The following is an 18,615-nucleotide window of genomic DNA, read 5'->3' on the forward strand; positions in this document are numbered from 1 at the left end:
TCACGCGTTGCCTCCCGCCTGCTGGGCTGCCTGGGCGTTGTCCTGGGCCGCCGCGTTGGGCTGGCTGGCGCCCTTGGCGGCTGCTTCGAGCGACTTGCGTACGCCGTCGAGCAGTTCCTCCCAGCTCGCCTCGAACTTCTCCACGCCCTCGCGCTCCAGCGCCTCGATCACGTCGTCGAAGTCGATGCCGACCGTGCCCAGGTCGGCAAAGACCTTGCGGGCGGCGTCGTACGAGCCGGTGATGGTGTCACCCCGGGTCTCGCCGTGGTCGGCGTACGCGTGGATGACCGCTTCCGGCATGGTGTTGACCGTACCGGGCGCGACCAGTTCCTCGACGTAGATCACGTCGCGGTAGTCCGGGTTCTTCGTGGAGGTGGAGGCCCAGAGCGGGCGCTGCGGGTGCGCACCGGCGTCGGCGAGCGCCTGCCAGCGGTCCGAGGAGAAGACCTCGGTGTAGCGCTCGTAGGCGAGCTGGGCGTTGGCGACAGCCGCCTTGCCCTTGAGGGCCTTCGCCTCGGCCGACCCGATCTTCTCGAGCCGTTTGTCGACCTCGGAGTCGACGCGGGAGACGAAGAACGAGGCGACCGAACCGATCTTGGTCAGGTCGTGCCCGTTCGCCTTCGCCTGCTCCAGGCCGGCCAGGAAGGCCTCCATGACCTGCGAGTAGCGGTCCAGCCCGAAGATCAGCGTGACGTTGACGCTGATCCCCTCGGCCAGGGTCGCGGTGATCGCCGGCAGGCCGGCCTCGGTCGCCGGGATCTTGATGTAGAGGTTCGGCCGGTCGACCAGCCACCAGAGTGCCTTGGCCTCGGCGACGGTCTTCTCGGTCTCGTGGGCGAGCCGCGGGTCGACCTCGATCGACACCCGCCCGTCCACTCCGGCCGAGCTGTCGTACGCGGGGCGCATCACGTCGGTGGCCCAGCGGACGTCGTACGTGGTCAGCATGCGTACGGCCTCTTCCACGGCCACCCCGCGGATGGCCAGGTCACGCAACTGCCAGTTGTACTCGTCGGCGTCGCTGAGCGCCTTGGCGAAGATCGTCGGGTTCGTGGTGACCCCGACCATGTGCTTCTCGCGTCGCAGCTGGTCCAGCCCGCCGGAGCTGAGCCGCACCCTTGAGAGATCATCGAGCCAGACCGCGACGCCTGCCGCGGTGAGCTCGCTCAACCTGTCCGTCATGTGCTGACCTTCTCTCAGTTACCGGTGGTGTAACCAGTGATCTCGCCGACCCGTGCCAGCGACGCGTGTGCGGCGGCGACGATGTGGTCGGGAGTGAAACCGAACTGCTCGAACAGGACCGTGTGCGGGGCGCTCGCACCGTAGTGTTCCAGGCTCACCATCTCGCCCAGTTCGCCGACCAGTTCACGCCAGGACATGCCGATGCCGGCCTCGACGCTGACCCGGGCCCGTACCGCCCGCGGCAGCACCGACTCGCGGTACGCCGAGTCCTGCTCGTGGAACCACTCCTGGCACGGCATCGAGACGACCCGGGTCGGCGTGCCGGACGCCTCCAGGCGCTCCCGCGCGGTGAGGCAGAGCTGCACCTCGGAGCCGGTGCCGATGAGGATGACCTCGGGCTGCGCGTTGGACGCCTCGGCCAGGATGTAGCCGCCCTTGGCCGTGCCCTCGGCGGGGGCTAGGGCCTCCCGGTCGAGGGTCGGCAACGGCTGCCGGCTCAGGGCGAGCGCGGCCGGTCGGTCGGTGTTGGTCAGCGCCTGCCGCCAGGCCCAGGCGGTCTCGTTGGCGTCGGCCGGCCGGATCACGTCCAGGCCGGGGATGGCGCGCAGCGCGGTGAGGTGCTCGACCGGCTGGTGGGTCGGTCCGTCCTCGCCGAGGCCGATCGAGTCGTGCGTCCAGACGTAGGCCACCGGGAGCTTCATCAGCGCGGCGAGCCGTACCGAGGGGCGCATGTAGTCGCTGAAGACCAGGAACGTGCCGCCGTAGGGGCGGGTGCCGCCGTGCAGCGCGATGCCGTTGAGGATCGCGCCCATGGCGTGCTCACGGATGCCGAAGTGCAGCGTGCGGCCGTACTCGTGACCGGGGAAGTCCTTGGTGGCGTACTCGGCCGGGATGAACGACGGCTCGCCCTTCATCGTGGTGTTGTTGCTCTCGGCCAGGTCGGCCGAGCCGCCCCAGAGTTCGGGTAGCACCGGGGCGAGCGCCTCCAGGACCTTGCCCGAGGCGGCCCGGGTGGCGACGCCCTTGGCGTCCGCCGGCCACGTCGGCAGCGCGTCGGTCCAGCCGTCCGGCAGCGTACGGGTGGAGAGGCGGTCGTGCAGCGCCTTGCGCTCGGGGTTCGCCTTCGCCCACGCCTCGTACGCCTTGTTCCACTCGGCGTGCTCGGCCTGGCCCCGCTCGACGGTGCCCCGGGCGTGCGCGAGCACCTCGTCGGCGACGGCGAAGTTCTGCGCCGGGTCGAAGCCGAGGATCTTCTTGGTGGCGGCGACCTCGTCGGCGCCGAGCGCCGAACCGTGGATCTTGCCGGTGTTCTGCTTGTTCGGCGCGGGCCAGCCGATGATGGTCCGCAGCGCGATGAACGAGGGCCGGTCGGTGTTCTCCTTGGCGGCGTTCAGCGCGGCGTAGAGCGCCTCGACGTCCTCGTGGTAGTCGCCCTTGTCGGCGTCACCGGCGCGCCAGTCGACGGTCTGCACGTGCCAGCCGTACGCGGCGTACCGCGCGGTGACGTCCTCGCTCTTGGCGATCCGGGTGTCGTCCTCGATCGAGATCTCGTTGTCGTCGTAGATCAGTACGAGGTTGCCGAGCTTCTGGTGCGCGGCGAGGGAGCTGGCCTCGTGGCTGATGCCCTCCTCGATGTCGCCGTCCGAGGCGATGCACCAGATGTGGTGGTCGAAGACGGACTGTCCGGGCTCGGCGTCCGGGTCCAGCAGGCCGCGTTCGCGCCGGGCCGCCATCGCCATCCCGACCGCGTTGCCGATTCCCTGGCCGAGCGGGCCGGTGGTGGTCTCGACGCCGACGGTGTGACCGTGCTCGGGGTGGGCCGGGGTGAGCGAACCCCACTGGCGCAACGACTTCAGGTCATCCAGGCCGAGCCCGTACCCGCTCAGATAGAGCTGGATGTAGAGGGTGAGGCTGGAGTGGCCGGCGGAGAGGACGAACCGGTCCCGACCCGGCCAGGCCGCGTCGGTGGGGTCGTGCTTCAGCAGCCGGTTGAAAATCAGGTACGCGGCCGGCGCCAGGCTCATCGCCGTGCCGGGGTGGCCGTTGCCGGCTTTCTCCACGGCATCCATGGCCAGCACACGAACGGTATCGACGGCCCGACGATCGAGGTCGGACCAGTTCAGCGGAGATTGCGCGGGTCGTTTGGCAGCCACGATCGTTTGTGCTCCTAGGCAGTGGTCGGAACCCTCTGGGATGACCCTAGCGACCCGGGCTAAACGTGCGCCCGGGGATCCAGATGCCGATACTCTCGACCCGGCCGATTCGCTTGCGCGGGCGCGTCGCGAGATGTGACCGCCCGCACCCTTGACGGGTCGCCCGGTCAGCCAAAAGGGCGACGCGTAGGCTGTCGCTCGGCGTGCTGACCTTGCCAGGTCGCCGTCGAAATCCGATCTCCCGCCTCGATGCCGGAAGGTGGCAATCCGTGAGCACGATCACCGAGCGACCGGTCGCCACCAGCCCTGCGGGGGAGCCGGAGGCCGAAACGCCGGCCGGCTCGGTCACCGGGGGTCGTGACCTCGGCGCGGTGGTCCGGTCGTACGTCTCGCTCACCAAGCCCCGGATCGTCGAGCTGCTGCTGGTGACGACGGTGCCGGCGATGATGCTGGCGGCGCGCGGGCTGGGGTCGATCTGGCTGATCGTGGTGGTGCTGGTCGGCGGCTCGCTGGCAGCGGGGGCCGCCAACGCGTTGAACTGCTACATCGACCGGGACATCGACCAGTTGATGCGGCGTACCAAGCGGCGTCCGCTGCCGACGCACACGGTGGCGCCGCGCAGCGCGCTGATTTTCGGTCTGACCCTGGCCGTGGTGTCGGTGGTCCTGATGGCGGTCTTCACCAACTGGCTCGCCACCGCGCTGACGCTGGGCGCGATCGTCTACTACGACCTCGTCTACACCATGTGGCTCAAGCGCACCACGCCGCAGAACACGTTCTGGGGCGGGATCTGCGGTGCGGCACCGGTGCTGATCGGCTGGGCCGCGGTGACCGGGTCGCTGTCGCCGGCCGCGTGGGCGCTGTTCGCGCTGGTCTTCTTCTGGCAGATGCCGCACTTCTACGCCCTGGCCATCAAGTACAAGGACGACTACGCGCGGGCGGGCATCCCGATGCTGCCGGTGGTGGCGTCGATCCGGCGGGTCGGCATCGAGATCGTCGCCTTCTCCTGGCTGACCGTGGCCGCCTCGCTGGCGGCCTGGCCGGTGAGCGCGGAGCTGGGCCCGATCTACGGCGGTACGGCCGTGGTCGTCGGGGCGATCTTCCTGCTCGAGGCACACCGGTTGCAGAGCCGGGGCCGCCGGGGTGAACCGCTCAAGCCGATGCGGCTGTTCCACTGGTCGACCACGTACCTGACGATCCTGTTCGTCGCGGTCGCGCTCGACGCCCTCGTCTGAGCACGCTGCCCGGCGTTCGGATTGGTCGACGCAACCGATCGACCATGATGAATCGTGCTGATCGACCTGATTAAATCTGATCCGCCCGGTATGCCGAGAACCACCCTATTGGCGAGCTGAGTCGAGTCGACTCAGGGGCGACAGTGATTTGCCCTGGTTCATCCCATAATGATGAACCCCTATAACGGATAAATGGGCATAAACCACCTGTGCTTCTCCTTAAACTGATAGGTAATTGGCATCACATATTCCTGACAACCGACCAGCATGTGAGGCGACCTCTGCTTAGGCTTCGGCTCATGGCAGATGGTTCCGATACGACGCTGACGAGTGAAGAGACCGTCGCGACCCCGGCTCCGAGCGGTCTGGTAGCCGGCATCAAAACGTTCGCCGCCGGACACGGCGGCGCGAAGGCGGTCATCGAATACGTCGGCAAGCGGGGAGCACGCATCGTCCTGGTCGGCGAGGACGGCGTGTGGGCGGACCAGTTCGCGGACGGCACCGATGTCGCCCGACTGGCCTGCGAGAAGGCGGGCGTGACGGTGGAGAACGAATGGGAGCGGGAGCTGATGGACCAGATGCGGCCGAGCAACGACCTGTGGCGGTCGATGGCCCGGCGCGTGATGGCCCGTTGACAACCTTGTCCGATATCCACGGCGCGACCCGGGGGGAGCCCCGGGTCGCTCTTGTTACCTGTGCAGAGCTGGGCGACCTGGATCCGGACGACCGGCTGGTGCTCGGGCCACTGGCCGCCCGAGGCGTACGGGCGCAACCGGCGGTCTGGGACGACCCCGGTGTCGACTGGGCCGCGTACGACCTCGTGGTGCTCCGCTCGCCCTGGGACTACGCCCCCCGCCGGGACGAGTTCGTCGGCTGGGCGGCCACCGTGCCGCACCTGGCGAATCCGGCCGAGGTGGTCCGCTGGAACACCGACAAGCGGTACCTGTCCGAGCTGAGCGACGTGGGTGTCCCGGTGGTGCCGACCGTCTGGGTCGAGCCGGGCGGGCCCTGGGAGCCGCCGCCGACCGGCGAGTACGTGATCAAGCCGGCGATCAGCGCCGGCAGCCTGGACACCGGCCGGTACGACCTGTCCGAACCCGGCGTACGCGACCTGGCTCGGCGGCACGTCGACCGGCTCGGGGCGGCCGGGCGACTGACCATGGTGCAGCCGTACCTGAGCGCGGTGGACACGGTCGGGGAGACGGCGCTGCTGTTCCTCGCCGGCCCGGACGGGCTCTCGTTCAGCCACGCGATCTGCAAGGGCGCGATGCTGACCGGGCCGGACCCGGACACCCCCGAGCTGTTCCGGCCCGAGAAGATCACTCCCCGCACCCCCGGCGCGGCCGAGCGGGCCGTGGCGGACCTGGTCCTGGCTGCCCTGCCCGGCGGCACCGACCGGCTGCTCTACGCCCGGGTGGACCTGATTCCCGGCCCGGACGGCGCCCCGGTGCTGGTCGAGGTCGAGCTGACCGAGCCGTCGCTGTTCCTGGGCCACGACCCCGGCGCCGCCGACCGCCTCGCCGACGCCATCCTCACCCGCCTCACCTGACCCACCACGCGCGCCCGACGGGCCCGCGCCACGGTCGAACGAGTGCCCGTCCGGGCTCCGGACGGGCACTCATTTACGTGAAAGCGGGGCAACGGGCGCGACCGGTACGGAAGTGTGGGCGCCAGGAGTGCGAGCGATCACCGGCACCCCGACCGATCGGGCGGGCGACCGGGGGTCGCCGGACGGCCGGGGTCAGCGGGACAGGGCGGGGGCGGGCGTGGCGGAGGCGACGGTGCGGTCGACGGCGACGGCCGGGACGGCGGGCAGCCGTTCCCTGGTCGCCCAGAGCACCGACAGCGTCGCCAGCCAGACCAGGCAGGCCCCGAGCATGTGCGCGCCGACCAGCAGCGCGGGCAGGTTCGTCAGGTACTGCACGACGCCGATCAGCCCCTGGCCCAGCTCGACCGCGAGCAGGACCGCCGCGGCGCGTACCGCGATCGGCCGGGCGCCGGCCGCGCGCAGCGCCAGCAGCAGGCCCACGGTGAGGCCGACGAGCAGGAAGACCACGTCGGCGTGGAACTGGGAGATGGCCTGGGAGTCGAGCCCGTTGCGGGCGGCGGCGGCGTCACCGGCGTGCGGCCCGCTGCCGGTGACCAGCACACCGACCACGATCACCGCGCCACTGACCGCCGTGGTGAGCCAGGCCAGCGTCCGGGCCGGTCGGGGCACGGTCAGCCGGACCGGGCCGTCCTCCTCGCCCACCCGACGCCAGAACGCGTACGTGGAGAGCAGCAGGAGCATCGAGACGATGAAGTGGACGCCGACCACACCCGGGTTCAGGTGCATCCGTACGGTGATCCCGCCGATCACCGCCTGCGCCGCGATGCCGAGCAGGACCGCCCCGGCGAGCAGCACCAGGGACCGGCGGCGGGGCCGGTACAGCAGTGCCGCGATCAGCCCGGCGAGGGCGATCAGCCCGACCACACCGGTGAGCGTACGGTTGCCGAACTCGATCGCCCCGTTGATGCCCAGCGCCGGTGTGGTGGTGTACGACTCGTCGGTGCAGCGGGGCCAGGTGGGGCAGCCGAGCCCGGACCCGGTGAGCCGTACGGCGCCCCCGGTGACCACGATGCCGACGTTGGCGACCACCGAGGCGAGCGCGAGGCGGCGCAGGAGCGGAAGGCTGACCGTAGGGCGGCCGAATCGGTTCACGGCGGCAATCCTACGTAGCGTAGTGGTGGGCCCCGACGGCGACCGGCGCAAACCGGTGGTCCGGATCACTCGCGGTACGGTTTGCGGTCGTCTCGGGAAATACGTAACGTTGGCGTAGTGAAAAACATGGCGGCGCTCTCTGAGCACGATCCGGTGGCCGATCCGGCCGCTGGTGCCACCATGTCTCCGCAGAACCCTTCCATGATCGCTGATCGCACCCGCGACCGGGTCACCCACCTGTTGCTCGCGCACGGCGCGTCCACCGCCGCCGAACTCGGCACGGCGCTCGGGCTCAGCCCGGCGGCGATCCGCCGGCACCTGGACGCGATGCTGGCCGACGGCGACGTGACCTCCCGTGAGCAGCCCCTGCGCGGCCACCGTGGCCGGGGCCGCCCGGCGCGGGTGTTCATGCTCACGGATTCGGCGAAGGTCCGTTGCGGCACCCACACCTACGACGGCATGGCCACCGCCGCGCTGCGCTGGATCGCCCGGCAGGGCGGGCCGAGGGCGGTCGACGCCTTCGCCGCCGAGCAGGTGTCGGGCCTGGAGGCCCGCTGCCAGGCTGCCCTGGAGGGCGCCGGCGACGACCCGATGGCCCGCGCCGAGGCGCTTGCGGGCGCGCTCACCGACGAGGGCTACGCTGCCAACGCGTCCACGATCGCCACCGGTGGCCAGCTGTGCCAGCACCACTGCCCGGTGGCCCACGTGGCCGCGGAGTTTCCCCAGCTGTGCGAGGCCGAGACGGCGGTCATCTCCCGTCTGATCGGCACCCACGTGCAGCGTCTGGCCACCATCGCGCACGGCGACGGGGTGTGCACCACGCACATTCCGGCTCAGTCGAGGCGCGCCCAACCCGGTAATCCCGTCACCACTGTGAGGACAGATAGATGACCGAGCAGATCGTTGCGCCCATCTCCCAGGAAGAGCACCTCGCCGCCCTGGGACGGTACGAATACGGCTGGGCCGACACCGACACCGCCGGGGCGACAGCCCAGCGTGGTCTGTCCGAGGCCGTGGTGCGCAACATCTCCGCGCTCAAGAGCGAGCCCCAGTGGATGCTCGACCTCCGGCTCAAGGGCCTGCGCCTGTTCGGTCGCAAGCCGATGCCCTCCTGGGGCGCCGACCTCACCGGGATCAACTTCGACAACATCAAGTACTTCGTCCGCTCGACGGAGAAGCAGGCCGCGAGCTGGGACGACCTGCCCGCGGACATCAAGAACACCTACGACAAGCTGGGCATCCCGGAGGCCGAGAAGCAGCGGCTGATCTCCGGCGTGGCCGCCCAGTACGAGTCCGAGGTCGTCTACCACAAGATCCGTGAGGACCTGGAGGAGCAGGGTGTGCTCTTCCTCGACACCGACACCGCGCTGCGCGAGCACGAGGAACTCTTCAAGGAGTACTTCGGCACCGTGATCCCGGTCGGCGACAACAAGTTCGCCGCGCTGAACACCTCGGTGTGGTCCGGCGGCTCGTTCATCTACGTGCCCAAGGGCGTACGGGTGGACATCCCGCTGCAGGCGTACTTCCGGATCAACACCGAGAACATGGGCCAGTTCGAGCGGACCCTGATCATCGTCGACGAGGGCGCGTACGTGCACTACGTCGAGGGCTGCACCGCGCCGATCTACTCCTCCGACTCGCTGCACAGCGCGGTCGTCGAGATCGTCGTGAAGAAGAACGCGCGCTGCCGCTACACGACCATCCAGAACTGGTCGAACAACGTCTACAACCTGGTCACCAAGCGCGCCGTCTGCCACGAGGGCGCGACCATGGAGTGGATCGACGGCAACATCGGCTCCAAGGTCACCATGAAGTACCCGGCCGTCTGGATGGTCGGCGAGCACGCCAAGGGTGAGGTGCTCTCGGTGGCCATGGCCGGCGAGGGCCAGCACCAGGACGCCGGCGCCAAGATGGTGCACGCCGCGCCGCACACCTCCAGCACGATCATCTCCAAGTCGATCGCCCGTGGCGGCGGCCGTACCTCCTACCGGGGCCTGGTCCAGGTCCTGGAGGGCTCGCACCACAGCCGGTCCACGGTCAAGTGCGACGCCCTCCTGGTCGACACCATCTCCCGGTCGGACACCTACCCGTACGTCGACATCCGCGAGGACGACGTGTCGATGGGGCACGAGGCGACCGTCTCCAAGGTCAGCGAGGACCAGCTCTTCTACCTGATGAGCCGGGGGATGAGCGAGGACGAGGCGATGGCGATGATCGTCCGCGGCTTCATCGAGCCGATCGCCAAGGAACTGCCGATGGAGTACGCCCTGGAGCTCAACCGCCTGATCGAGCTGCAGATGGAGGGCGCGGTCGGCTGACGCCGCCCGCGTACCCCCAGCCGGACCTCGCCAGAGAAGACTCAAGGAAGAGATGACTACCGAGGCTTTCGCGCCGCCCACGACCAAGTCGCAGGCACTCCGCTCGTACGACGTCGCCGACTTCCCGGCCCTCACCGGCCTGGAGGAGGAATGGCGGTTCACGCCGCTCAAGCGCCTCCGGGCGCTCGCCGGTGACCCGGCGGGTACGCCCGCCCCGCTCGGCCACGAGGTCGGGGAGCTGCCGGCCGGCGTCACCACCGCCACCATCGGCCACGACGACCCTCGAATCGGCAGTGTGCTCACCCCGTTCGACCGGGTGAGCGCGCTCGCGCACGGTGGGGCCGTTGAGGCGTTCCTGATCTCGGTCGCCCCGGAGGCGCTGGTCACCGAGCCGGCGCTGATCCGGGTGGTCGGTCCCGGTGCGGCGCAGGTGTCCTACGGGCACACCTTCGTCGAGGTGGGCCGGTTCGCCGAGGTCACCCTGGTGCTGGAGCACACCGGCAGCGCGACGCTGGCCGACAACGTCGAGGTGGCGGTCGCCGACGGGGCGAAGCTGACCCTGGTGACGGTGACCGACTGGGCGCCGGACGCGGTCCACGCCCAGCATCTGAAGGTCCGGCTCGGCCGGGACGCGAAGGTGGTGCACGTGCAGGTCTCCCTCGGTGGTGACCTGGTACGGCAGTTCACCAGCGTGGAGTACACCGGCCGGGGAGGCGAGGCCGAGCTGTACGGGCTCTACTTCGCCGACGCCGGGCAGCACCTGGAGCACCGTCAGCTCGTCGACCACACCGTGCCGGACTGCCGCAGCTACGTGGGCTACCGGGGCGCGTTGCAGGGCGAGGGCGCGCACACGGTCTGGGTCGGTGACGTGCTGATCCGGGCCGCCGCGACCGGCACCGACACGTACGAGATCAACCGGAACCTGGTCCTGTCGGACGGGGCGCGGGCGGACTCCGTACCGAATCTCGAAATCGAGACCGGCGAGGTGGCCGGCGCCGGCCACGCCAGCGCGACCGGCCGCTTCGACGACGAGCAGCTCTTCTACCTGATGGCCCGGGGCATCCCCGAGTCGGAGGCGCGCAAGCTGGTCGTCCGCGGCTTCTTCGCCGAGCTGATCAACAAGATCCCGGTCCCGGAACTGCGCGAGCGGCTCGGCGACGCGATCGAGTCCCGGCTCGTCAAGGCGGGCTCCTGATGGTCCGGATCTGTGCGGTCGACGAGGTGCCGAAGGGCGCCGTCGTCCGGGCAGAGGTCGACGGCACCGAGATCGCCCTGGTGCACGCCGACGACGACGCCTTCTACGCCATCCGGGACGAGTGTTCACACGCCGCGGTCGCCCTCTCCGAGGGCGAACTCGACGGCTGCACGCTCGAGTGCTGGCTGCACGGCTCCCGGTTCGACCTGCGTACCGGTGAGCCGAGCGGCCTGCCCGCCACCGAACCCGTGCCCGTTTATCCCGTCGAGGTCCGCGACGGCGATGTATTCGTCAGTCTTACGCCAAGCAATGGAGTTACCCCGTGAGCGTTCTGGAGATCCGTGACCTGCAGGTGTCGGTCAAGCTGCCCGAGGGCGAGCTCAAGCCGATCCTGGCCGGCGTCGACCTGACCGTGCGGGCGGGGGAGACCCACGCCATCATGGGACCGAACGGGTCGGGCAAGTCGACCCTGGCCTACTCGATCGCCGGTCACCCGAAGTACCAGATCACCGGTGGCTCGGTGACCCTCGACGGCGTCGACGTGCTGTCGCTGACCGTGGACGAGCGGGCCCGCGCCGGGCTCTTCCTGGCCATGCAGTACCCGGTCGAGGTCCCCGGCGTGTCGGTGGCCAACTTCCTGCGTACCGCCAAGGGCGCGATCGACGGTCAGGCGCCGAAGCTGCGCACCTGGGCCGGCGAGCTGCGCAGCGCGATGGAGCGGCTGCAGATGGACCCGGCGTTCGCCCAGCGCAACGTCAACGAGGGCTTCTCCGGCGGTGAGAAGAAGCGGCACGAGATCGTGCAGCTCGAACTGCTCAAGCCGAAGGTGGCGATCCTCGACGAGACCGACTCCGGTCTCGACATCGACGCCCTGCGGGTGGTCAGCGAGGGCGTCAACCGGGTCCGTGAGACCGGCGAGACCGGCCTGCTGCTGATCACCCACTACACCCGGATCCTGCGCTACATCAAGCCGGACTTCGTGCACGTCTTCGTCGGCGGCAAGATCGTCGAGCAGGGCGGCCCGGAACTGTCCGAGAAGCTCGAGGCCGAGGGCTACGAGCGGTACGTGGCCGGAGCCGGCGCGGCTCGGGCCTGAACGAGAGAAAGCTGCCGGAGATGACCACGATCGCGATCCCGCCGGGTATGCCGCAGTACGACGACGTGCCCCGCTTCGACGTGTCGAAGGTGCGCGCCGACTTCCCGATCCTCGATCGGCAGGTCAACGGGCACCCGCTGGTCTATCTGGACAGCGCCAACACCTCGCAGAAACCGCGGCAGGTGCTCGACGTCCTGCGGGAGCACTACGAGCGGCACAACGGCAACGTGTCCCGCTCGGTGCACACCCTGGGCACCGAGGCGACCGAGGCGTACGAGGGGGCGCGGGCGAAGGTGGCGGCCTTCATCAACGCCCCGAGCCCGGACGAGGTGGTGTTCACCAAGAACTCCACCGAGGCGATCAACCTGGTCGCGTACGCCTTCTCGAACGCCTCCGTCGGCGCCCACGGTGACCCGAGGTTCCGCCTCGGCCCCGGCGACGAGGTGGTGATCTCCGAGATGGAGCACCACTCGAACATCGTCCCGTGGCAGTTGCTCTGCGAGCGGACCGGCGCCACCCTGCGCTGGTTCCCGCTCACCGAGGGGGGCAGGTTGGACGAGTCCGGGGTGGACGACCTGATCAACGAGCGGACCAAGCTGGTCTCGCTGGTGCACGTCTCCAACATCCTCGGCACGGTCAACGCCACCGCCCGGATCACCGCCCGGGTCCGCGAGGTCGGTGCCCTGCTGATGCTCGACTGCTCGCAGTCGGTGCCGCACATCCCGGTCGACGTGGTCGACCTGGACGTCGACTTCATCGCGTTCACCGGGCACAAGATGTGCGCGCCGACCGGCATCGGGGTGCTCTGGGGCCGGGCGGAGCTGCTCGCGGCGATGCCCCCGTTCATGGGCGGCGGCTCGATGATCGAGACCGTCTCCATGGGTGGGTCCACGTTCGCCCCGCCGCCGGCCCGGTTCGAGGCGGGCACCCCGCCGATCGCCGAGGCGGTGGCGCTCGGCGCGGCGGTCGACTACCTCACCGGTATCGGCATGCGGGCGATCCAGTGGCACGAGAAGGAGATCACCGCGTACGCGTTGGACGCGCTCGGGACCGTACCCGGGTTGCGGATCTTCGGGCCGGTGGTGCCGATCGGCCGGGGCGGCACGATCTCGTTCGCGCTCGACGGCGTGCACCCGCACGACGTCGGTCAGGTGCTGGACGACCAGGGTGTGCAGGTACGGGTCGGGCACCACTGCGCCCGCCCGGTGTGCGTCCGGTACGGCGTACCGGCGACGACCCGCGCCTCGTTCTACCTCTACACCACCACCACGGAGATCGATTCGATGGTGGCTGCTCTCGAGCAGGTGCGAAAGGTTTTCGGCTGATGCAACTCGACCAGCTCTACCAGGAGATCATCCTGGATCATTACAAGCACCCGCACGGTCGCGGGCTGCGCGACCCGGCCGACAGGTCCGGTCAGGTCGCGGAGGCCCACCACGTCAACCCGACCTGTGGTGACGAGGTGACCATGCGGGTGGCGGTGGCGCGGGACGTGCTGTCCGACATCTCGTACGACGGCATGGGCTGTTCGATCAGCCAGGCCTCGGCGAGCGTGCTGCACGAACTGCTCAACGGTCGTGGTGCCGACGAGGCGTTCGCCGTGCACGCGGCGTTCGTCGAGCTGGTCTCCGGTCGCGGGCTGGTGACTCCGGACGAGGAGGTGCTGGGTGACGGGGTGGCTTTCGCCGGTGTCGCCCGCTACCCGGGCCGGGTGAAATGTGCGCTGCTGCCGTGGATGGCGTTCAAGGACGCCGCGGTACGCGCCGGTGTGGGCGTGAGCCCGGAGGTGAAGGCATGAGCGAGCGCAGCGAGGTGCTGGACATGAGTTCCGAGGAGAGCGTCGGCGCGACCGGTGCGGCCGAGGTCGCCGCCACCGGCGCGGATGACACCGCCGCGACCGGCACGGGCGACACCCTTGCCGCCGCGCCGGCCGTCAGCAAGGCCGCGATCGGTGAGATCGAAGAGGCGATGAAGGACGTCGTCGACCCCGAACTGGGCATCAACGTGGTCGACCTCGGGTTGGTCTACGGGGTGCACGTCGGTGACGACAACGTCGCCACCCTGGACATGACGCTGACCTCGGCGGCCTGCCCGCTGACCGACGTCATCGAGGACCAGACCCGCCAGGCGCTGACCACCGGCCCCGGCGGCGGCCTGGTCGCCGACTTCCGGATCAACTGGGTCTGGCTCCCGCCGTGGGGCCCCGACAAGATCACCGACGAGGGCCGCGACCAACTCCGCGCCCTCGGCTTCAACGTCTGACGCTCTCCCTCTGACGTCCCCCGGCAAGACGCAGTTGTAGAGAAAGAGTGGCTATCCCGGTGCGGATAGCCACTCTTTCTCTACAAGAGGCGGCGTCAGTGGGTGTAGATCTCGAACTCCCAGAGGGAGAAGCCGTAGGTGGTGGCGCGGGTTTGGGCGTACATGCGTATGTGGCGGGTGGGGGTGGCGGGGAAGTCGACGTTGTCCGTGCCGCCGTCGCCGGTGGTGGTGGACCAGACCGGGTGCCAGGTGTTGCCGTCGGTGGAGACCTCGATCCGGTACGACCGGGCGTACGCTGCCTCCCAGCTCAGCACCGTTCGGCTGACCGGCCGAACCGAGCCCAGGTCGACCGTGATCGACTGGTTGTCCGACCAGGAACTCGCCCAGCGGGTGCCGGGATCGCCGTCGACCGCGCGGGCGGCACCGTTACCGAGCTGGCTGCTCGACGCGGTCACCGTACGGCCGGCGGCCAGGTTGCCCACGTTGTCGCCGCGCCGGGCCGGGAACGACACCACCTGCTGGTACGTCGGCCGGTTCTGCCAGGCGACGGTGGCGTGCTTGATCCCGCCGAGCGGTGACTGGATGATCGAGTCGGCGCACCACTGGTCACCGGCCGAGCAGCTCTCGTCGCCCGGGTAGACGGTGCCCGCCGGCTGGGCGGCGGCGGTGCGCAGCGTGTCCAGCAGGATCTGTCGGCAGGAGGCCAGGTTGCCGCCGCCGCAGTAGGTGCGGCCGAGCCCACCCTGCACCGGGTCGCCGAGCACCGCGCGGAGGTCCTTGTCGACCCAGCCCCACCAGCCGTACTGGAACGACGAGCCCTTGTGTGCCTGGGCCTCGTTCGCCGACGTCGGCAGGTCGGAGACGTCGCCGCGCTGGTGACCGGACGGCGACTCGTTGACCTGCATCGCGTTCACCAGGGACTGGTAGAGGTCGGCCCCGAGCGGCGCCTTGAACTGGCCGTTGACCAGCAGCGGCCACCACGCGTCGAAGACCCGGATCGCCTCGGCGTGCTGGTACACCTTCGACCCGCTGGCGGTCTCCACCCGCAGGGCCCCGGCCTGCCGCCAGCTCTTCAACCGGCCGATCACGGCGGTCAGGTTGGTGTCGGTCACCGGCTGGCTCTCCAGCACCCGGATCAGCTCGTCGAGCACCTCGATGCCGCGCAGGTCGGTCAGCCCGGCCCGCTCCACCAGGGTGGTGAGCGACGCCCGGTCGAACTTCTGTCCGGCGGCCAGCGCGGCCCGTACCGGCTTGTCGAGCAGGTCGCCCCGGTGCACCGCACCGAAGCTGAAGTTGCCGTCGGCCGCGCCGAAGTCCTTCGCCTGCTTGTTGTTCCAGCTCACGTAGTAGTCCTGGTTGACCGAGTTCGGGTGCGCGGCAACCGGGGTGTAGGTGGCGGTGTTGGTCGCCGGGTCGAAACCGGGCCACTCGTACGCCGGTTCGGCCTTCTGCGGCAGGTTCGGGTTCGACCCGGCGGCGCGTACGGGGTTGAGACCGGAGTTGAAGTACGCCGCCTCGGTGGAGTTGACGTAGAACCAGTTGAACGCGTACCCGATGGTGGCGGCGGACTCCTTGAACGCGGCGGCGCTGCCCATAGCGGCCGGGTCGTTGAACATCTGGAACCCGATCGCCGAGTCCGCCTCGTGCCGGTACGTCGACCGCAACGACGTGAACGCGTACGGCTGACCGCCTACGTTCCCGCGCCAGGAGACCAGGCCGAGGGCGGTACGCCAGGCGATGATCCGGTACGACCCGGCCGGGGTGCCGTCGGCGACGCTCGGGGTCCAGGAGTTGACGTGCGACAGCTCCTCCATCGCCAGGCACTGCCCCCGGAAGCGGTAACGGTTGCCGGCCAGGGTGGGCGCGCTGCCGTCGGTGGTGCAGAGCGGGACCGCGTACGTGTCGGTGATGTCCTGGTTGGACGAGGTGGCGCTCCACGCGTAGTCCTGACCACGGCCGAGCAGGACGTAGAGATTGATCCCGGCGAACGCCGCGCCCCGGGCGCTGATCCCCGGACCCTGCAACTCCTGCACCATCAGTAGCTGCGGGGAGAAGTAGCCGGTCTGGGGGCCGAAGACGGCGACCGGGTGTCCGGTGCTGGAGTGCTCGGCGGAGATCACCGCCGCGTTCGACATGCCCCGGCTGGCCGGGGTGATGGTCAGCCCGGACAGCGCGGCGGCGAGTTCGGACGGGCCGCCGGTGTTGCTGGTCGCCGAACCGGTCTGGCCGGTGACCACCGGCTCCACCCGGCTGGTGCCGGCGTCGGGCAGCACCACGCTCGGCGCGTCCGGCGAGGCCCCACCGTAGGGGAAGCTCTGCCCGTCGTGCAGGGTCAGCACCGCCTCCGGGTCGTTCTCGGCCCGGAACGCGGCCCACACCCTGTCCCCCTCGACCGGGCCGTACTTCGCCCGCGCGGCGATCCGGACCAGGGCCGACTGCATCTCGGTGCCGCCACCGCCGCCGAACAGCCCGCCGACGACACCGGCGATGGCGATCAGGTCGGTCATCTCGAACCGGACCGGGCCGCCCGCGTTGGTGATCGCGTCCAGGTGCCCGGTGAGCACGTACTCGCCGGGGCAGTTGCGGTTGGCCATGCAGACACCGATGTACGCGTTGATCCCGTCGATGTACTCGCGTACGTCGGTGTAGAGCTGCTCGCCGCGCGGGCCGCGCTGGCGCAGCGCCTCGACCTGGGCCTGGAGGTCCGCCTCGGTGTACGGCGAGTTGCGCCAGACGCTCTGCTCCAGTGCCCGGTTGCCGGGGGCGCCACCGGCGAACGGGGTGAGCGTGCCCCGCCCGACGTGCCGGAGCAGGTCCATGGTGAACAGTCGGTCCTCGGCACCGGCGAAGCCCGCCCCGTACATGGTGCCGCCACGGGTGGTGCCGGTGATGTGAGGTACGCCGGTGGATCGGTCCCGGACGATGGTCACGTCGGCGCGCGGAGAGTAGGTCCGCTCGGCCTGGCCCGGCGGGACCCCGAAGGAGGCGTCGTTGAAGAAGTTCCCGAGCTGGTCCTCGCGCAGGCCGGCGTAGCCGTAGACCAGGTTGGCGTACTTGCCGAGCTGGTCGCCGGAGTGTCGGGGCAGGGTGCCGAAGGCCTGGTTGCCGAGGATGTCGACCAGGGTGGCGTTGCCGTTCTGGCCGGGCGGCAGGATGTCGGCGCACTCGCCGAGGCAGTAGTCGGTGGCGGCGAAGGAGGTGGTGCCGACCCCGTCCGGTGCGGCGGCGCTGGCACCCACCCGGTCCGGTGCGGGGGCCGCCTGTGCGGGGGCGGGTCCGGCGACGAGCGTGGTCGCGGTGGTGACCAGGACGGCGAGGGCCGCCGTCACCCGTCGATTCAGGACATGTCGGGGCATGGCTGATCCTCCTGCCGGTGGGATCATTACATGAAGAAACCTCGGGTACCGGATGGTAACCGTTCGTGAAGAACGTTGGAAAGACCTAACACCATCGATACCTCACCGACATCCGGTCCTGCTCCGCGTCCCCATGGGACGGTCGGTCGGGTTGCCACGACAAACGGCGACCCGACCGCCGGAGCCGGCAGTCGGGTCGCCGTTGTGCCACGGTGGCGCGCCCCGAGGGACGCGCCACCGGATGATCGTCAGCCGGCGTGGTACGCCCGGATGATCGTCTGTTCGATGCCGCTTCCACCGCTCGCGTCGGCCTTCACCTTCAGCGATACGGCCTGTCCCGCCCTGACCGGGGGCAGGTCGGAACGGTAGCCGTCACCGTCCCGGCTGACCCGGGCCGAGCGCCAGGTGGCCCCGTCGTCGGTCGAGGTCCAGAGCTGGAACGACTCCACCCGCTGGGCGGGTACGCCGTTCGCCTGCCGGACCTGGAAGCTGGCCGCTCCGCCCGTCGGGTGGTTGGCGGCGTCCAACGGCAGCGCGTAGTCGACCGAGAGCAGCGGCAGGGCAACACTGCGGGTGCCGCTCGGACCGGCCGACCGGAACGTCCACGCCGTGCTGACCCGGGTCGAGACCGGCAGGATCAGGCTCGTGTCGACGTCGAAGGTCAACCGGTAGTCGGCCGCCGCGCTGGGCACGGTGAAGTCGGCCAGCGACGCCGCCCGTTCCTCGACCAGCTTCCCGTTGCGGTACAGGGCCACCTTGCGGGTGACCCCGATCGTCCCGCCCGCGAGGCAGTCGGCCCGCTGGTGCGCGTCGGTGAGCAGGACCAGGTCCACGTGCAGGTTGCCGCTGGTCCGCGACGGTGCGGTGGCGCAACTGAACTCCGCGCCGGACGGGTCGTCGTACCAGTCCGAGTGCAGGGGCTGCCGGGCCCAGATCGTCGACTGGCGGCTGCCCGCCCGGTAGACGCGGTCGCCCTGGGAGGCGTTCAGCCCGCCGTAGATCCCCTCGTCCTTCCAGGTGTAGCCGGGCGTGACGAAGTCCGTCCGGTGCACCGGCAGGTCGTACGTCCGGTTCTGCAGCAGCGGAATGGACCCGTCCGGGGTGAAGCCGGAACGCCGCA

Annotated in this window: 15 protein-coding genes; 11 read left to right on the forward strand and 4 right to left on the reverse strand. The window is 70.0% G+C overall.

The window, feature by feature from the left end:
• On the reverse strand, positions 1-1,179 hold the full coding sequence (gene tal / locus ACWEFB_RS18690) for a transaldolase (RefSeq protein WP_452286979.1): 1,179 nt from the start codon (positions 1,177-1,179) through the stop codon (positions 1-3).
• A gap of 14 nt (positions 1,180-1,193) precedes the next feature.
• Positions 1,194-3,332 (reverse strand): transketolase, encoded by a 2,139-nt coding sequence (tkt, locus tag ACWEFB_RS18695; protein ID WP_452286980.1) that lies wholly within the window; start codon positions 3,330-3,332, stop codon positions 1,194-1,196.
• 269 nt (positions 3,333-3,601) lie between these two features.
• Here tkt and ACWEFB_RS18700 point away from each other — a divergent pair, with 269 nt between their 5' ends.
• The 3 genes from ACWEFB_RS18700 to ACWEFB_RS18710 all read left to right on the forward strand — a co-directional run bounded on the left by ACWEFB_RS18700 (position 3,602) and on the right by ACWEFB_RS18710 (position 6,116).
• Positions 3,602-4,567, forward strand: coding sequence for a heme o synthase (locus tag ACWEFB_RS18700; protein WP_452286982.1), 966 nt, complete (start codon positions 3,602-3,604; stop codon positions 4,565-4,567).
• Positions 4,568-4,866: 299 nt separating this feature from the next.
• The gene (locus ACWEFB_RS18705) at positions 4,867-5,202 is read left to right on the forward strand and encodes a hypothetical protein (protein WP_326556958.1); all 336 of its coding nucleotides are present in this window, start codon (positions 4,867-4,869) and stop codon (positions 5,200-5,202) included.
• A gap of 5 nt (positions 5,203-5,207) precedes the next feature.
• Positions 5,208-6,116, forward strand: coding sequence for an ATP-grasp domain-containing protein (locus ACWEFB_RS18710; RefSeq protein WP_452286985.1), 909 nt, complete (start codon positions 5,208-5,210; stop codon positions 6,114-6,116).
• A gap of 192 nt (positions 6,117-6,308) precedes the next feature.
• On the opposite strand, the gene ACWEFB_RS18715 is transcribed toward ACWEFB_RS18710, so the two are convergent.
• The gene (locus ACWEFB_RS18715; protein ID WP_452286987.1) at positions 6,309-7,268 is read right to left on the reverse strand and encodes a COX15/CtaA family protein; all 960 of its coding nucleotides are present in this window, start codon (positions 7,266-7,268) and stop codon (positions 6,309-6,311) included.
• A gap of 201 nt (positions 7,269-7,469) precedes the next feature.
• Here ACWEFB_RS18715 and ACWEFB_RS18720 point away from each other — a divergent pair, with 201 nt between their 5' ends.
• The 8 genes from ACWEFB_RS18720 to ACWEFB_RS18755 are packed head-to-tail and all read left to right on the forward strand — an operon-like array spanning position 7,470 to position 14,139.
• Positions 7,470-8,159: a helix-turn-helix transcriptional regulator gene (locus tag ACWEFB_RS18720; RefSeq protein WP_452286989.1), complete on the forward strand. Its 690-nt coding sequence runs from the start codon at positions 7,470-7,472 to the stop codon at positions 8,157-8,159.
• The gene (gene sufB, locus ACWEFB_RS18725; protein WP_452286991.1) at positions 8,156-9,586 is read left to right on the forward strand and encodes a Fe-S cluster assembly protein SufB; all 1,431 of its coding nucleotides are present in this window, start codon (positions 8,156-8,158) and stop codon (positions 9,584-9,586) included. The genes ACWEFB_RS18720 and sufB overlap by 4 nt, the downstream gene beginning before the upstream one ends.
• A 52-nt stretch (positions 9,587-9,638) precedes the next feature.
• Positions 9,639-10,781, forward strand: coding sequence for a Fe-S cluster assembly protein SufD (sufD, locus tag ACWEFB_RS18730; protein WP_452286993.1), 1,143 nt, complete (start codon positions 9,639-9,641; stop codon positions 10,779-10,781).
• Positions 10,781-11,107 carry a non-heme iron oxygenase ferredoxin subunit gene (locus tag ACWEFB_RS18735; RefSeq protein ID WP_363602364.1) on the forward strand — a complete coding sequence of 109 codons (327 nt, stop codon included), beginning with the start codon at positions 10,781-10,783 and terminating at the stop codon, positions 11,105-11,107. The genes sufD and ACWEFB_RS18735 overlap by 1 nt, the downstream gene beginning before the upstream one ends.
• A complete protein-coding gene (gene sufC / locus ACWEFB_RS18740) occupies positions 11,104-11,877 on the forward strand; it encodes a Fe-S cluster assembly ATPase SufC (protein ID WP_326556964.1) in 774 nt (257 codons plus the stop codon). The genes ACWEFB_RS18735 and sufC overlap by 4 nt, the downstream gene beginning before the upstream one ends.
• A 20-nt stretch (positions 11,878-11,897) precedes the next feature.
• Positions 11,898-13,202, forward strand: a complete 1,305-nt coding sequence (locus ACWEFB_RS18745) for a cysteine desulfurase (protein WP_452286995.1) — start codon at positions 11,898-11,900, stop codon at positions 13,200-13,202.
• Positions 13,202-13,675 carry a Fe-S cluster assembly sulfur transfer protein SufU gene (sufU, locus tag ACWEFB_RS18750; RefSeq protein ID WP_452286997.1) on the forward strand — a complete coding sequence of 158 codons (474 nt, stop codon included), beginning with the start codon at positions 13,202-13,204 and terminating at the stop codon, positions 13,673-13,675. The genes ACWEFB_RS18745 and sufU overlap by 1 nt, the downstream gene beginning before the upstream one ends.
• A gap of 23 nt (positions 13,676-13,698) precedes the next feature.
• Positions 13,699-14,139 carry a metal-sulfur cluster assembly factor gene (locus ACWEFB_RS18755; protein ID WP_326563237.1) on the forward strand — a complete coding sequence of 147 codons (441 nt, stop codon included), beginning with the start codon at positions 13,699-13,701 and terminating at the stop codon, positions 14,137-14,139.
• Between the two features lie 95 nt (positions 14,140-14,234).
• Here the strand turns inward: ACWEFB_RS18755 and ACWEFB_RS18760 are convergent, their stop codons facing one another.
• The gene (locus ACWEFB_RS18760) at positions 14,235-17,495 is read right to left on the reverse strand and encodes a penicillin acylase family protein (RefSeq protein WP_452286999.1); all 3,261 of its coding nucleotides are present in this window, start codon (positions 17,493-17,495) and stop codon (positions 14,235-14,237) included.
• Between the last annotated feature and the right edge of the window lie 1,120 nt (positions 17,496-18,615).

This window comes from Micromonospora sp. NPDC004704 (genome assembly GCF_053601675.1).

Coding starts and splice junctions, on each gene's coding strand:
- tal (WP_452286979.1), bottom strand. CDS start 1,179: ATGACGGACAGGTTGAGCGAGCTCACCGCGGCAGGCGTCGCGGTCTGG.
- ACWEFB_RS18705 (WP_326556958.1), top strand. CDS start 4,867: ATGGCAGATGGTTCCGATACGACGCTGACGAGTGAAGAGACCGTCGCG.
- ACWEFB_RS18720 (WP_452286989.1), top strand. CDS start 7,470: ATGATCGCTGATCGCACCCGCGACCGGGTCACCCACCTGTTGCTCGCG.
- sufB (WP_452286991.1), top strand. CDS start 8,156: ATGACCGAGCAGATCGTTGCGCCCATCTCCCAGGAAGAGCACCTCGCC.
- sufD (WP_452286993.1), top strand. CDS start 9,639: ATGACTACCGAGGCTTTCGCGCCGCCCACGACCAAGTCGCAGGCACTC.
- ACWEFB_RS18735 (WP_363602364.1), top strand. CDS start 10,781: ATGGTCCGGATCTGTGCGGTCGACGAGGTGCCGAAGGGCGCCGTCGTC.
- ACWEFB_RS18745 (WP_452286995.1), top strand. CDS start 11,898: ATGACCACGATCGCGATCCCGCCGGGTATGCCGCAGTACGACGACGTG.
- sufU (WP_452286997.1), top strand. CDS start 13,202: ATGCAACTCGACCAGCTCTACCAGGAGATCATCCTGGATCATTACAAG.
- ACWEFB_RS18755 (WP_326563237.1), top strand. CDS start 13,699: ATGAGTTCCGAGGAGAGCGTCGGCGCGACCGGTGCGGCCGAGGTCGCC.
- ACWEFB_RS18760 (WP_452286999.1), bottom strand. CDS start 17,495: ATGCCCCGACATGTCCTGAATCGACGGGTGACGGCGGCCCTCGCCGTC.